This window comes from Sporocytophaga sp., assembly GCF_017745095.1.
Classification (GTDB): Bacteria; Bacteroidota; Bacteroidia; order Cytophagales; family Cytophagaceae; genus Sporocytophaga.
Genome location: NZ_JAGHZZ010000003.1, coordinates 93,491 through 106,370, shown reverse-complemented (window position 1 = coordinate 106,370; position 12,880 = coordinate 93,491). Strand labels below are relative to the sequence as shown.

Here is a 12,880-nt window from a genome sequence, read left to right as displayed (position 1 = left end):
AAAAAAAGGACCGATCGCACGGTCCTTTTACTTTTTAACTTTGAGCTTTCAACTTTTATTTCTTCTTTTTCCCTAATTCAATTTCTTTTGCCTTATCCCATTGTTTCAATGCGGAAAGATAAATTTCATCAGTTTCATTGATGATTGGGTAGAATCCACTATTGCCCCAAACGCTTCTTCCAATATATGCTTTGATATTATTTTTAAGCATATTCTTAGATTTATTAAAGTCGCTTTCTTTGAATTTCACTCCTGACCTTGTAGCCAGATCAACTACTTCTTTCAGCATTTTGTCGGTGACTGTGAAAGTCTTTTTAAATTCTTCAAAAGTCATTTTCTGAAGTTCCTCTTTATTGTTTGAATAGTAGTCAAGAGTATATTCTCTGATAATATTCTTGTTAAAAAGCTCTACAAGATAGGTGGTAAATGCTGTAGTATCTCTTGGAACAAAAATATCAGGCATGATGCCTCCGCCTCCATAAACGTATCTACCTTTCGTAGTCTTATACTTTAATGAGTCATTGAATTTAATACTGTCTGCATGGAAAAATTCTCCATGTTGGTATCTTTTCAGAAGATCGGAGCTATAATCATCAGTATTATTTTTATCATATGGCTTCTGAATACTTCTGCCGCTTGGTGTATAATACCTGGAAATTGTCAGTCTTAGTTCTGATCCATCACTCAGTGGGATAGGCATTTGAACCAATCCTTTTCCAAATGATCTTCTGCCTACAATAAGAGCTCTGTCGTTATCTTGCAATGCGCCAGAAACGATTTCTGAAGCAGAGGCACTACCTTCATTTATCAATACAATAACAGGACCTTTTTCAAAATCACCATTCATATAAGCTTCTATCCTGGAGTCATAGCGAGGATCCTTTCCATCTGTATAAACAATCAGTTTTCTATCATCCAAAAGCTCATCTACAATTCTTGTAGCCCTGTCCATGTAACCTCCAGGGTTATCTTTCAGGTCTATAATCAGCTGTTTCATACCTTTGGCTTTTAAGCCAGTAAGCGCTTGTTTGAATTCTGTATAAGTATTTGCAGAAAATCTACTGACTTTGATGTAACCTGTTGTCTGATCAACCATATAAGATACATCTACAGAATAAGTAGGTATTTTATCACGAGTAATCACAAAATCCAGAGGTTTTTTGGCATTTTTTCTTACAATCGTTACTTTCACTTTAGTTCCTTTAGGGCCTCTGAGCTTGCTGAACACATCACCATTGGTGATGCCAGCTCCGGCAACTGATTTATCATCGACTTTTACTATTTTGTCTCCAGCCATTAGTCCAACAGCTTCAGATGGTCCGCCACTAATGGGAGCGACAACGTAGATAGTGTCTTTGATAATATTAAATTCAATCCCGATCCCTTCGAAATCACCTTCTAGCTGAGATCTGGCAATGTCGATATCTTTTTTTGGAATATATGCTGTGTGTGGATCCAATTTTTCCAGCATTTTTACTATGGAAAAATCTACCAGCTCATCCATGTTGACCGTATCAACATAATCATTTTCCACATAATTGAGAATTTCATAATACCTTTTAAAGCTTTGAGTAATATTATTCTTGCTTCCGTCGCTGTTCATGACAGCACCGATAAAGATTCCACAAATCACAGCTAGAGCCAGAAAAATTGGGAATTTGTAGTATTTTCTTGGATTCGTTTTTTGAGTCACGTGTAAAAAAATTTAACTATTTGTTGTACATTCTATAACCAATTATCGCTTGTAAAGTTATTAATTTAAGATATTCAAATCATAAATTCTTGCAGTTTGTTGAATCTTTCTCCCTAACTATTATTCAAACTGATGAAATGTAAAGGTTAATATATGGAATAGAAAGCTGGATTAAAAAAAAGGATTGTAGATAATTTATTAAAATGAGTTTAATACAACCTTTGTTGAATATCCTCCGAATAATACTCTCTCTTTGAGTATAAAGGTTCATTCATATTAATCATTCAGAATTAAGCAAATTAAGCTTGTTTTTATTTCTGTTTATCAGCAAATAATTTATACTTATCGTTACAAATGATGTATTTAATTTGCTTAGTTTTGGAAAAAATTGTAATATAATAATATATAATATTTTTATTTTTGAGAATTTATATTCCAAATATTATCCTTCTTTTGCTGTGCTTGATTAGCAGGATTCTCACATCACTTTACTATGTGGAAGATGTAGAAAATCTTCATTATGCTTTAAATGTCATGGATTTTGATTGGGCGCTTTCTCAGGCTGATTATGCAGGAGCCCCTTTGTTTGTTGCAATTACCAAGGTTACATATCTTATTACAGGTAACATGCCGGTCGCTTTTTCCGTGATTGGTGCATTTGGGCTTTTTTTACTTATTTATTTTACCTTAAATGTTCTTCAAGTTCCTTTAGTGTCTTTAGAAGGTAGCCTTACAGCATTGTTAATATTCTTTAGTCAGGCAATCTGGCTTGCAAGTAACAGGTATCTCCCAGATGTCTTGGCCGTGGCCGGATTGATGGCATGTTTTTACTACCTCGTTCCAGATCACTATCAAATAAAGCAGGTTTACAAAGGATGCTTTGCTGCTGGATTGGTGTTAGGTATTAAATTGGGTTACTTCCCATTTTTGATAGTTCCTCTAGTGTATGCTTTTATTAGTAATAATAAATTCATTCCTTGTTTGGGGTACTTTATAATAGGGGTGTTGCTATGGTTAATGCCAGTTATTATTGCTACGGGGTGGACAGATTTTATTAATCTTTCCACTGATTACACAAAAAACTATTTCATATTCGGGTTAACGAATTTTAAAGTAACTCAAATATTTAGTTTTGTAGAACATCTTTGGAGAGATGGATTGGGAGGCTTTTGGATTGACAGTAGCCCGTTTACGCTCATCATTTCTGTAGGAATTCTTTTCTGTACTTTTTTTGGAATCATCATTTTATTAAGTTTTGACTATCCAAAAGCCAAAAACTACGTCATTTCGGGCACCTTGGGGCTATATGGAATCTGGGCTATTATCTTTCCAAATCAATATCATGGATCGGTAGATGTTTTGCCTCTTATCCCTTTTTTTCTGATTACGATTTCTTATGGTATTATTTATTTCATAGTAAACTATAATTATCTATCAGCAAAACTAATGGTTCTGGTTTTTCTGTTTACAAATATTAGCATTACTGTTTACCTTGTGGTTCAACATATGAATCCCACTGCTCTTGCTCAGGCAAAAATGTATGTAGATGAGATAGAAGATGGTAAAAATGATTCCCTGAATCTTATTTCTGTTCAGTCGATCAATTACTACCTCGAGGCTCAAAAGGTGAAAGGGAAGTTTTATAGTGTGGAGTTGGACAAGGAAAAGATAGGTAGACTAAAAATGGGAAAAGTCATAACTATAGGTGAAGGACCTTTTCTTTTAAAACGAAACCCTAAAAAGGTGACGGCATTTCATCACAATCCAGAAGTAAACCGTAATTGGGCTGATATCTGGGTATATGAATATTAATGATATAAGAATATGGGTAGAATTCTAGCTATTGATTATGGAAGAAGGCGAGTGGGACTAGCTGTAACAGATCCATTAAAAATTATAGCAACAGCACTTGATACAATTGAAGAATCCAAGGCTCTTGATTTTTTAAAAGCATATTGCAGTAAAGAAGATGTTGAAACCTTCGTAGTTGGTATGCCCAAGACCCTAGATAATAATGACTCTGAAAATGCAAAATATGTAAAAGCTTTTTCAGAGAAATTAATTAAAGCTCTACCTTCAATTCCTATTCACTTTGTGGATGAAAGATTTACGAGTTCCATGGCTTTAGATGCTATGATTGCCGGAGGAATGAAAAAGAAGGATAGGAGAGAGAAAGGCAATATAGATAAAATAAGCGCTACTATTATTTTACAATCATTCCTTGAGCAACAAAGAAGGTAACAAATTTTATTAAGCTGGAGATTTATTGGTGAAGAGAATATTCTGGTAATAATGCCATATAATCCAGAATTCTTTTTGGGCTCATATAATACTGATCAATCCAGTCATTATCACCTTCCATTTCGGGAAGACTTCTCACATAAGCAGCATACTCATAAAGTTGCCAACCCAAACCATGTCTTATTGTCCGGCGGTCGGTATCTTTTTCAAATTGAGATCTTGTATTGGGGAATATATAATCCAGAGCAACAGATGCTAATTCTTCCCCACTTTTATTGATGTAAAAAGCTGTATGAGCGAGTTCATGACCAATAACTCCTATCTGAGCATTAAATGACAGACTTTTGAGGATGATATTATCCATAATTGGACTGCTCTGACTACTAATAATTACCAAATATTCCCTATGATCAGTTTTCCTCAGAATTGTCCAGAGGTTTGGCTGTGAGGTAAGTGGAATATATGCAGGCTTCATGACAAATTTAATTTTCACTCCTTTCAGTTCAGGGAAATGAGATAAGGCTATTAATGCCTGCAATTCATAACCTTGAGGCAAAATTTTGTTTTGCCCAAACTCTTTCATAAGGCTGTCATATTTGGAAATATAGTCTGCTTTTTTATATTCCTTTCTGACCTCATTTTTGGTCAGCACCAGGTGACCCGTTCCTGAATACAGGTTGTTGAATAATGAGGCAAGGATTGCTAAAATCAAAACTAGAATGCTATTTCTCACCATCATGTTAACGTACTTTTTAAATAGTTAGATGCATTGCAATTTGTTATAAAAATGTCTGTAAACTAATTTATCGAATAAATCTCTTTGATTAGAAGAGGAAATACATTTTAATAAAAATTACCCTTAAGATAAAATAATGTTTTAAAACTATTCTGGTATGTTGGATCGAATTAAAATACCAGAATAGTTTATACATTTATTTCTTGTCGCTACTATCACTAACGCTTTCGCTAGCCTGAGCATCAGCTTTCTTTGTGTCTGATTCAGCTGCTCCAGGAGCAGACGGTTTGGTATCCACAAGATTTGCGGGATCTTTTTCCTGAAGCTCTTTATTGGGTACATCATTGACCTTTAATGTATCTTTAAATGCTGCATCGACGGTTTCATAGTCTCTGCCACAAGAAAAGATTGTACCCAAGGCTATCAGAAACAATCCCGATTTGAAAATCCTTTTCATCTCATTGCTATTTTGATTTTATTCTCTCGTTCTCCCATTGAAAAACCATGCATTGGTACCGTGTGCCCCCTGCTGTCCCTCAACAGGACCGTTTTCGGCTTCGGGACTCGCGCTATTATAATTATATTCCGTGTCTTGAGATGCTCCTTCAGGCAACTCCCGCTCTGTATTGATGCTATAGCTTTCAGTACCAGTTTGGCTTTTACATCCAAATCCGAAAACTACCATTGCCAATGAAAGAGCTATTATAATCTTTTTCATAGTTTTTACCAGTTATATTGCTGCCATTCCTGCTTATAAGCGCTGGTATCAGCGTCTTTATTGCTACTATATGCAGAGTCTGTCTCTGGATAACTTTGTTGTATATATGCAGTAGTGTCAGCATAAGATTTTTTTACAGTTGGTGAAGGCTTTGAAGGATGTTTCTTTTCTGCTGCAATTTTCTTGTCTTCACCAGCGAAATAGGTAGAAGCATAACTTCCTCCCATACCCATCCCAGAAGCCCCTTGAAAATTTATTCTAGTCCTAGAAAAGCTGTATGCATAGCCATCAGAATCAACATTGCTTTCTTCAGTCTCTTGTTGTTTTTTGGTTGGTGAACTAGCTGCGATATTTCCCTTATTTACACCTTTTGTATTCATATAGGATCTGCCTCTTGACCTACCTTTGGAGCTGCAGGATCCCAATACCAGGGAAAAAATTATCATGCTATAAAATATCCTTCTCATCACATACCTCCTTTTTATAAAATTAAGTTGTGATTCTAAAGAAATGTTTTTTATTGAAATGATGTGTGTTGGTATTGAGTTAGTTATGTAGCGTCTTTAGGGAAGAGAGAAAGAAAAAATGTCTACTGATTCCTGATCGAAAAGAAAAGCTCTTTGTTCGCTTAAGAGGACAAAATTATATGCTTTTTCTGAAGGAAGGTCAATTTCCATTGCCTTTTTAGTGTAAAGATCAAGAATTATAAGCTTGTTGTCCTGAATATAATAAAGATTGTTTTTGATGAAACTGAAATAATCTAATCCCTTAACTGAAATTCGCTCTTTCAGATTACCCATATTGTCAAAGATTAAAATTCCAGAGTTTTTATCGTTTATAAATAGCAAATTCTGATACTCTCTTAAAAACGTTAGATCATAATTCTGGGGATTAAGAATAAGCTCAAGAGGATTTCTTATATCTAGCTTATGGAAAGTAAGATTGTATTTTTTCAGAGAAAAATCGGTCTCATCCACCAGCCATAAATTATTGTCGGATGAAGGTGCTGCGATTCTGGCAAAGCCTACAAGTTCTTGATTTAGATCTGTGTTGGGTGAGGGGGTGAGAAATCTATTTAAAAACAAAAACTGCTGAAAATTTCTATAGAAGACGAAGATATTCACATTTCGCCATGCTTCAAGCAAAGTAACATTACTTTTTTTCTGAGGAGAAAAGGTTAATAAATAATTACCCTCCGAATCAAATTTGCTAACATTGCCATTTGCGTCAGCTGTATAAAAATTGAAATAGGTATCGATGGAGACTTTTTTTACTGCAGTATTGATCTTTACTGATTTTAGGAAATTGAGATGGCTTTCCTGTGCAAATGTGTTTTGGACAAAAAAATATAACAGGATCGTGGAAATAAAGAATTTAACCTTTGAATTCTTTAAGCTCAAGTTTCCTTCCGTCAAATTCTGCATAGGTATAATAGTTAATCCAGTCTCCAATATTTATATAAACGGAATTAGACCCAACTTTCATCTCTAACTTCAAATGTCTGTGTCCGAAAATATAATAATCTCTATGTTTTAGATTTTCCTGTTCAATACAATACTGATAAAGAAATTCTTTATCACCAAGAAATTCCTCTCCATGTTTGCGAGTTTTGTTTCTGCTGCTTTTGGAAAAATAGTTTGCAAGTCCTATACCAATATCCGGATGAATCCAGCTGAAAAGAAACTGACACATTGGGTTATGAAAGAATTTTCTGAGCAATTTAAAGGTTCTTTCACCAGGGCCCAGCGCATCTCCATGTCCTATAAGAAATTCTTTGCCGGAAACAGTAAGCTCTATTGGATTTCGGAAAACAGGAATATTTAATTCTTCTGTGAAGTAATCAAATATCCACATATCATGATTTCCTGTAAAAATATAAATGGGAATCCCCGCATCGGATAATTCTGCCAGTTTACCTTGAATTCTGATAAAACCTTTTGGAATTGCATGCTTGTATTCAAACCAGAAATCGAATAGGTCACCCAATAAATAAATTGCTTGAGCTTCATTTCTGATGGATTCCAACCAAGCTACAATTTTCTTTTCTCTAAGAAGGCTTTCCTCTGCTGTCGGAACTCCAAGATGAAAATCGGAAGCGAAAAATATTTTTTTTCCGGGGGAAAGCGAATTAATTATCTGTTTCATCAATTAAGAACAAAACAACTTCTTTTGGTCGTTGCTCTGCATTTGAAGAAGATTTTGATCCTGTTACTATTGAAATCAAAGATGGTGAATTTTTCTGATACTTTTCTTCAAGATGCCTGATTCCATCATTTCGGGAAAGTAAGATCTGATCAACAAATGCAATGATGATATGAATGTTGGAATGAAAGTAAAGTGGAGATTGAATTTGCTGTTGATTGGAAGAAACGATAATACTCCCCGATTCTGCCAAAAGAGATTCGCAGCTCGATATAAAGAGGTTATTATCTGTAAGCTTATCGATCTGACTTTGACATTTTATTCCAAAATCTCCAGCCATTTCACTTATAAGAGTTTCGGCACTATAGCAAGTAGAGTTTTTTTTCTGCTTTACAAATTTAACCAGGGCGTTTTGAAAATGAACAGTTGATTCGCAATAGATGAAAGTACCTCCAGCCTGAGTGAATTTTTCCGCAAAGGATATTCCCCAATCTTCCATATTATTGATACTATAGATAGGGGAGGAAAAGTCAGGAGTGCGAGCTGCTCCCTGAACGGTAGAACTCGCACTCCTGATTTTATTAAATATTTTGTCTTTTGATAAATTGAATCCCATTAATTATTCGGCTGATCTCCTTCTTGTTTTACCTTCTCAGGAGACTGAGATTCTGATTCTTTCTTTTTTTCCTGCTCTGAAATCTTTGCTTTGTGTTCATCTTCAAGATTTTTTAATGCATTTGTGTTCAAATCAACACTACCGTCGCCAGATACTTTTCTATTCGTATATGCTTGATAAGTTGTTTCTCTTTCAAATGGTCTTTTTCCGATTAACACTTCAAGATCAGTTTGGAAAATAATTTCTCTCTTAAGAAGTTCCTGAGCAATTAATTCAAGCTCGTTTCTTTTATCCAAAAGAAGTTGTTTGGTTCTATCGTAAGCTTCTTGGATAATTGTCCTTACTTCCTGATCAATTGTTTCAGCAGTTGCTTCTGAATATGGCTTGTTAAAAGAGTATTCGCTTTGTTTTGAATCATAGAATGAAATATTCCCGATTTTATTATTCATACCGTACATGGTTACCATGCTGTATGCCATTTTAGTGATTCTTTCAAGGTCACTTAATGCACCGGTAGAAATTTTACCGAAAACAATTTCCTCTGCAGCTCTTCCTCCAAGTGTCATACACATCTCATCAAACAACTGCTCTGTTGTATAAAGAAACTGCTCTTTTGGCAGGTATTGGGCGTATCCAAGGGCTGCTATACCTCTTGGAACAATACTTACTTTTACCAAAGGATCTGCATGCTCCAGGAACCATCCTGCAACTGCATGTCCCGCCTCATGGTATGCAACGATCTTTTTTTCTTCAGGAGAAATAATTTTATTTTTCTTTTCAAGACCACCAATAACACGGTCAATAGCATCCTGAAAATCATTCATGTCAATCTCCTGCTTATCTTTTCTTGCTGCAATTAAAGCGGCTTCGTTACACACGTTTGCTATTTCAGCTCCAGCAAATCCGGGAGTTTGAGCTGCCAGCTTTTTCGCATCAAGTTCTTTAGATAATTTCAATGGTTTTAAATGAACATTGAAAATTTGTTCTCTTCCGACAATATCTGGTTTATCAATGCTTATTTGTCTGTCGAAACGTCCAGGTCTCAAAAGAGCAGAGTCAAGGACATCTGGTCGGTTCGTCGCTGCAAGTATGATAACACCTGAATCAGTAGAAAATCCATCCATTTCAACAAGGAGCGAGTTAAGAGTATTTTCTCTTTCATCATTAGCTCCAGGAATCTGTCCTCTACCTCTTGAACGTCCTATAGCGTCTATCTCATCTATGAATATGATACAAGGCGCTTTTTCTTTAGCCTGTTTGAACAAGTCACGAACCCTTGCTGCTCCAACTCCGACAAACATTTCCACGAAATCAGAACCTGAAAGAGAGAAGAACGGCACGCCCGCTTCTCCTGCAACAGCTTTAGCAAGCAAAGTTTTACCTGTACCTGGAGGGCCAATTAAAAGAGCTCCTTTTGGAATTTTACCTCCTAGTTTAGTAAATTTTGTAGGATTCTTAAGGAAGTCTACAATTTCTTTTACTTCTTCTTTACCTTCTTCCAGCCCAGCCACATCAGCGAAAGTAATTTTTACTTTATTTTCTGCATCAAACAATGCCGCTTTAGATTTTCCTATATTGAAGATCTGTCCTCCAGGACCTCCAGAGGTCATTCTTCTCATAAGGAACCAGAAACCTAGTAAAATAAGGAATAGTAATCCCCAGTTTACAAGGAAGGTTGAAAAATCGGATCTTTCATTGTCAACTTCAAAAGCAGCTCTTTGGTCTTTCGGAACCTTACTTGAAAGTTTATCCAGATCTTCCTCAAATTTTTCGGCAGAACTTATCTGAAATTGAAAATGAGGACCTTGTGTAAGGGCAAATGGCCCCCTCTGAGCAAATTTATCTTTATACTTTTCATTCTCAAGAGCCGTATCTTTAAGATATACCTCTACATATTTCCCGTTTACAACCACTACCTTTTTTACATCATGGCTTAGGTACATGTCTTCGAACTTTTTCTTGTCAATTTCAATGACAGAATTGTTCTTGTTAAAGTAGGTAATACCAAATACCAGCAACAGGAGGATAATTATAACCCATATCTGATAATTTGGCTTTTGTGGTGATTTTGGAATGATCTTCTTCTTGGATTTATTATCAGTCATCTTGCTTATTATAAAAAAATTAAATTAATCTTCAATATTAATGATTTTAGCGTCTCCCCAAAGTTCTTCAAGTCCATAAAATTGTCTTCTGTCGCGCTTAAAAACGTGGGCTACCACCTGTACATAATCCAGAAGTATCCACTCTTTGTTGGTTTTACCCTCCTTGCGCCATGGATTTTGAGCTATTCCTTTATAAACTTCTTCTTCTATTGAGTCTGCAATTGCATCAATTTGTGTATCCGAACCACCTGTACAGATAATAAAATAATCTGCCACCGCATTCTTAATACTTTTTAAATCTATTATTGTTATATTAGTAGCCTTTTTTTCCTTCATTCCTGATACTATCAGGTCTTTCAGATCTTCTTTTTCTTTAACTATTTTTTCTTTCACTCTTAAATTAAAATTAATTTTGATTCTTAGTTCATCTACAAATATATAAATACCTTGTACAATATTACAGCCAACACGCTTTTTATCGGAAAACCTTTGATTTATCTGCCATCTTGTCATTCGACCAATGACATCGCTGCGGAAATGATTCATCATCCAAGTACTACGGAAGGAACAACTATCATTGCTAATTTCCAAACAGCAGGAAAGGGGCAAAGGGGAAATTCATGGGAATCTCAAGAAGGAAAAAATCTGATGTTTTCAATCATTTTAAAACCTTCTTTTCTTTCTCCTACAGAGCAGTTTCAGCTGAATATTACAATCTCACTTGCAGTATCTGAGTTGCTAACAACTTATCTGGGAAAAAAGGTCAAGGTGAAATGGCCCAATGATATTTTTTTTGAGGATAAGAAAATTTGCGGAATTTTAATACAAAATTTTATTAAATCTTCTACAATAGAAACTTCAATAGTAGGAATTGGCATAAATATCAATCAGATCGAATTTTCAGAAGGCAAAGCTACTTCGTTGGCCAGAGAGCTCGAAAAAGAATTTGATAGGAATATTCTAGTAAATGAATTTTTCGTGATTCTGGAAAGAAATTACCTTCAACTTAGAACTGGTGGAATCGATAGGCTAAAAAGCAGGTATATTGAGGATTTATACAAGCGAGGTGAAGCAGGTTTTTATAAGACAAAAGAAACTGTTTTTAAGGGGATGATTATTGGGGTAGATGAAATAGGTCAACTTTTAATTAAAGAAAATGGAAATACACACTCATTTCAGTTTAAAGAGGTTGAATTCCTGAATTTTATGGACAAATGATCTGCTTTCGTTGAATTTAACAAGCCAAGTGGGTATATTTGCTAAAGAGAAAAAAATAAATCTAAACATAATTTAAACTTTTGCTATCAATGGTTGAGACGTATATCAAATACAAAGTTAAAGACTTTTCCCTGGCTGAGTGGGGTAGAAAAGAAATAGAACTGGCAGAAGCCGAGATGCCGGGTTTAATGTCTGTAAGAAAAGAGTTTGGTCCTTCTAAACCTTTGAAAGGTGCCAGAATTGCAGGCTGCCTTCACATGACAATTCAAACTGCTGTACTAATTGAAACACTTATCGAATTAGGTGCAGAAGTTACCTGGTCATCTTGTAACATCTTTTCTACACAAGATCATGCTGCTGCTGCAATTGCTGCTGCAGGAACATCTGTATATGCTTGGAAAGGCATGAACGAGGAGGAGTTTGACTGGTGCATTGAGCAGACATTGTTTTTTGGTGAAGAAAGAAAACCTCTCAACATGATCCTTGATGATGGAGGAGATTTAACTAATATGGTATTAGACAAATATCCTGAACTAGTTAAAGGCATCAGAGGAATTTCTGAAGAAACTACAACTGGAGTATTGAGATTACATGAGCGTGTGAAAAAAGGAACACTTCCTCTTCCTGCAATCAATATCAATGATTCTGTAACAAAGTCTAAATTTGACAATAAATATGGATGTAAAGAATCTCTGGTAGATTCTATCAGAAGAGCAACAGACATTATGATGGCTGGTAAAGTAGCTGTAGTTGCCGGTTATGGAGATGTAGGAAAAGGTTCTGCACAGTCTTTAAGAGGTGCAGGAGCAAGAGTTATTGTTACTGAAATAGATCCAATCTGTGCTCTTCAAGCTGCAATGGATGGATTTGAAGTGAAGAAAATGGATGATGCAGTAAAGAGAGCTGATATTGTTGTTACTGCAACAGGAAATAAGGATATTATTGTAGGAAGACACTTCGAGTCAATGAAAGACAAAGCCATTGTTTGTAACATTGGTCATTTTGACAATGAAATCGACATGGCATGGTTAAATAAAAACTATGGTTCTACAAAAGATACCATTAAACCTCAGGTTGATAAATATACTGTAAAAGGTAAAGATGTTATCGTGCTTGCAGAAGGAAGACTTGTAAATCTTGGTTGTGCAACAGGTCACCCGTCTTTTGTAATGTCTAACTCTTTCACTAATCAAACTCTGGCTCAGCTTGAACTTTGGCAGAATGCATCTAAGTATGAAAACAAAGTTTATACTTTGCCTAAGCACCTGGATGAAAAAGTTGCTAGTCTTCACCTTGCAAAAATTGGGGTTGAGTTGGATGTCCTTTCTCCTGATCAAGCCAAATATATTGGTGTCGCGGTGGAAGGTCCGTTTAAATCTGATTCTTACAGATACTAAAATAAAAAAAGCCC

General features: G+C 35.4%; 14 protein-coding genes. 4 read left to right on the top strand and 10 right to left on the bottom strand.

Annotated elements, in window-relative coordinates; genetic code table 11:
• Positions 1 to 55: 55 nt before the first annotated feature.
• A complete protein-coding gene (locus J7604_RS05640) occupies positions 56 to 1,693 on the bottom strand; it encodes a S41 family peptidase (RefSeq protein ID WP_367113551.1) in 1,638 nt (545 codons plus the stop codon).
• Positions 1,694 to 2,113: 420 nt separating this feature from the next.
• Between J7604_RS05640 and J7604_RS05635 the strand changes: the two genes are divergently transcribed.
• Together J7604_RS05635 and ruvX are read left to right on the top strand one after the other, a co-directional pair.
• Positions 2,114 to 3,505, top strand: coding sequence for a hypothetical protein (locus J7604_RS05635; protein ID WP_293892367.1), 1,392 nt, complete (start codon positions 2,114 to 2,116; stop codon positions 3,503 to 3,505).
• A 12-nt stretch (positions 3,506 to 3,517) separates the two neighbouring features.
• The gene (ruvX, locus tag J7604_RS05630) at positions 3,518 to 3,934 is read left to right on the top strand and encodes a Holliday junction resolvase RuvX (protein ID WP_293892364.1); all 417 of its coding nucleotides are present in this window, start codon (positions 3,518 to 3,520) and stop codon (positions 3,932 to 3,934) included.
• A gap of 22 nt (positions 3,935 to 3,956) precedes the next feature.
• Here ruvX and J7604_RS05625 read toward each other — a convergent pair whose 3' ends face one another.
• The 9 genes from J7604_RS05625 to rsfS all read right to left on the bottom strand — a co-directional run bounded on the left by J7604_RS05625 (position 3,957) and on the right by rsfS (position 10,644).
• Positions 3,957 to 4,673: a hypothetical protein gene (locus tag J7604_RS05625; protein WP_293892361.1), complete on the bottom strand. Its 717-nt coding sequence runs from the start codon at positions 4,671 to 4,673 to the stop codon at positions 3,957 to 3,959.
• 193 nt (positions 4,674 to 4,866) lie between these two features.
• Complete coding sequence (locus J7604_RS05620) at positions 4,867 to 5,127, bottom strand: hypothetical protein (protein ID WP_293892358.1); 261 nt, start codon at positions 5,125 to 5,127, stop codon at positions 4,867 to 4,869.
• A gap of 18 nt (positions 5,128 to 5,145) precedes the next feature.
• The gene (locus tag J7604_RS05615) at positions 5,146 to 5,388 is read right to left on the bottom strand and encodes a hypothetical protein (RefSeq protein WP_293892355.1); all 243 of its coding nucleotides are present in this window, start codon (positions 5,386 to 5,388) and stop codon (positions 5,146 to 5,148) included.
• Between the two features lie 5 nt (positions 5,389 to 5,393).
• Positions 5,394 to 5,855, bottom strand: coding sequence for a hypothetical protein (locus J7604_RS05610; protein WP_293892352.1), 462 nt, complete (start codon positions 5,853 to 5,855; stop codon positions 5,394 to 5,396).
• A gap of 96 nt (positions 5,856 to 5,951) precedes the next feature.
• Positions 5,952 to 6,812 carry a hypothetical protein gene (locus J7604_RS05605; RefSeq protein ID WP_293892349.1) on the bottom strand — a complete coding sequence of 287 codons (861 nt, stop codon included), beginning with the start codon at positions 6,810 to 6,812 and terminating at the stop codon, positions 5,952 to 5,954.
• A complete protein-coding gene (locus J7604_RS05600) occupies positions 6,763 to 7,533 on the bottom strand; it encodes a UDP-2,3-diacylglucosamine diphosphatase (RefSeq protein ID WP_293892345.1) in 771 nt (256 codons plus the stop codon). Before J7604_RS05600 ends, J7604_RS05605 begins: the two co-directional genes overlap by 50 nt.
• Positions 7,517 to 8,146, bottom strand: coding sequence for an LUD domain-containing protein (locus J7604_RS05595; RefSeq protein WP_293892342.1), 630 nt, complete (start codon positions 8,144 to 8,146; stop codon positions 7,517 to 7,519). Before J7604_RS05595 ends, J7604_RS05600 begins: the two co-directional genes overlap by 17 nt.
• Positions 8,146 to 10,251 carry an ATP-dependent zinc metalloprotease FtsH gene (ftsH, locus tag J7604_RS05590; protein ID WP_293892338.1) on the bottom strand — a complete coding sequence of 702 codons (2,106 nt, stop codon included), beginning with the start codon at positions 10,249 to 10,251 and terminating at the stop codon, positions 8,146 to 8,148. The genes J7604_RS05595 and ftsH overlap by 1 nt, the downstream gene beginning before the upstream one ends.
• A gap of 24 nt (positions 10,252 to 10,275) precedes the next feature.
• Positions 10,276 to 10,644, bottom strand: coding sequence for a ribosome silencing factor (rsfS, locus tag J7604_RS05585; protein ID WP_028981525.1), 369 nt, complete (start codon positions 10,642 to 10,644; stop codon positions 10,276 to 10,278).
• A gap of 54 nt (positions 10,645 to 10,698) precedes the next feature.
• Here rsfS and J7604_RS05580 point away from each other — a divergent pair, with 54 nt between their 5' ends.
• A complete protein-coding gene (locus J7604_RS05580; protein WP_293892330.1) occupies positions 10,699 to 11,469 on the top strand; it encodes a biotin--[acetyl-CoA-carboxylase] ligase in 771 nt (256 codons plus the stop codon).
• 89 nt (positions 11,470 to 11,558) lie between these two features.
• The gene (gene ahcY, locus J7604_RS05575) at positions 11,559 to 12,866 is read left to right on the top strand and encodes an adenosylhomocysteinase (RefSeq protein WP_293892327.1); all 1,308 of its coding nucleotides are present in this window, start codon (positions 11,559 to 11,561) and stop codon (positions 12,864 to 12,866) included.
• Positions 12,867 to 12,880 lie beyond the last annotated feature (14 nt).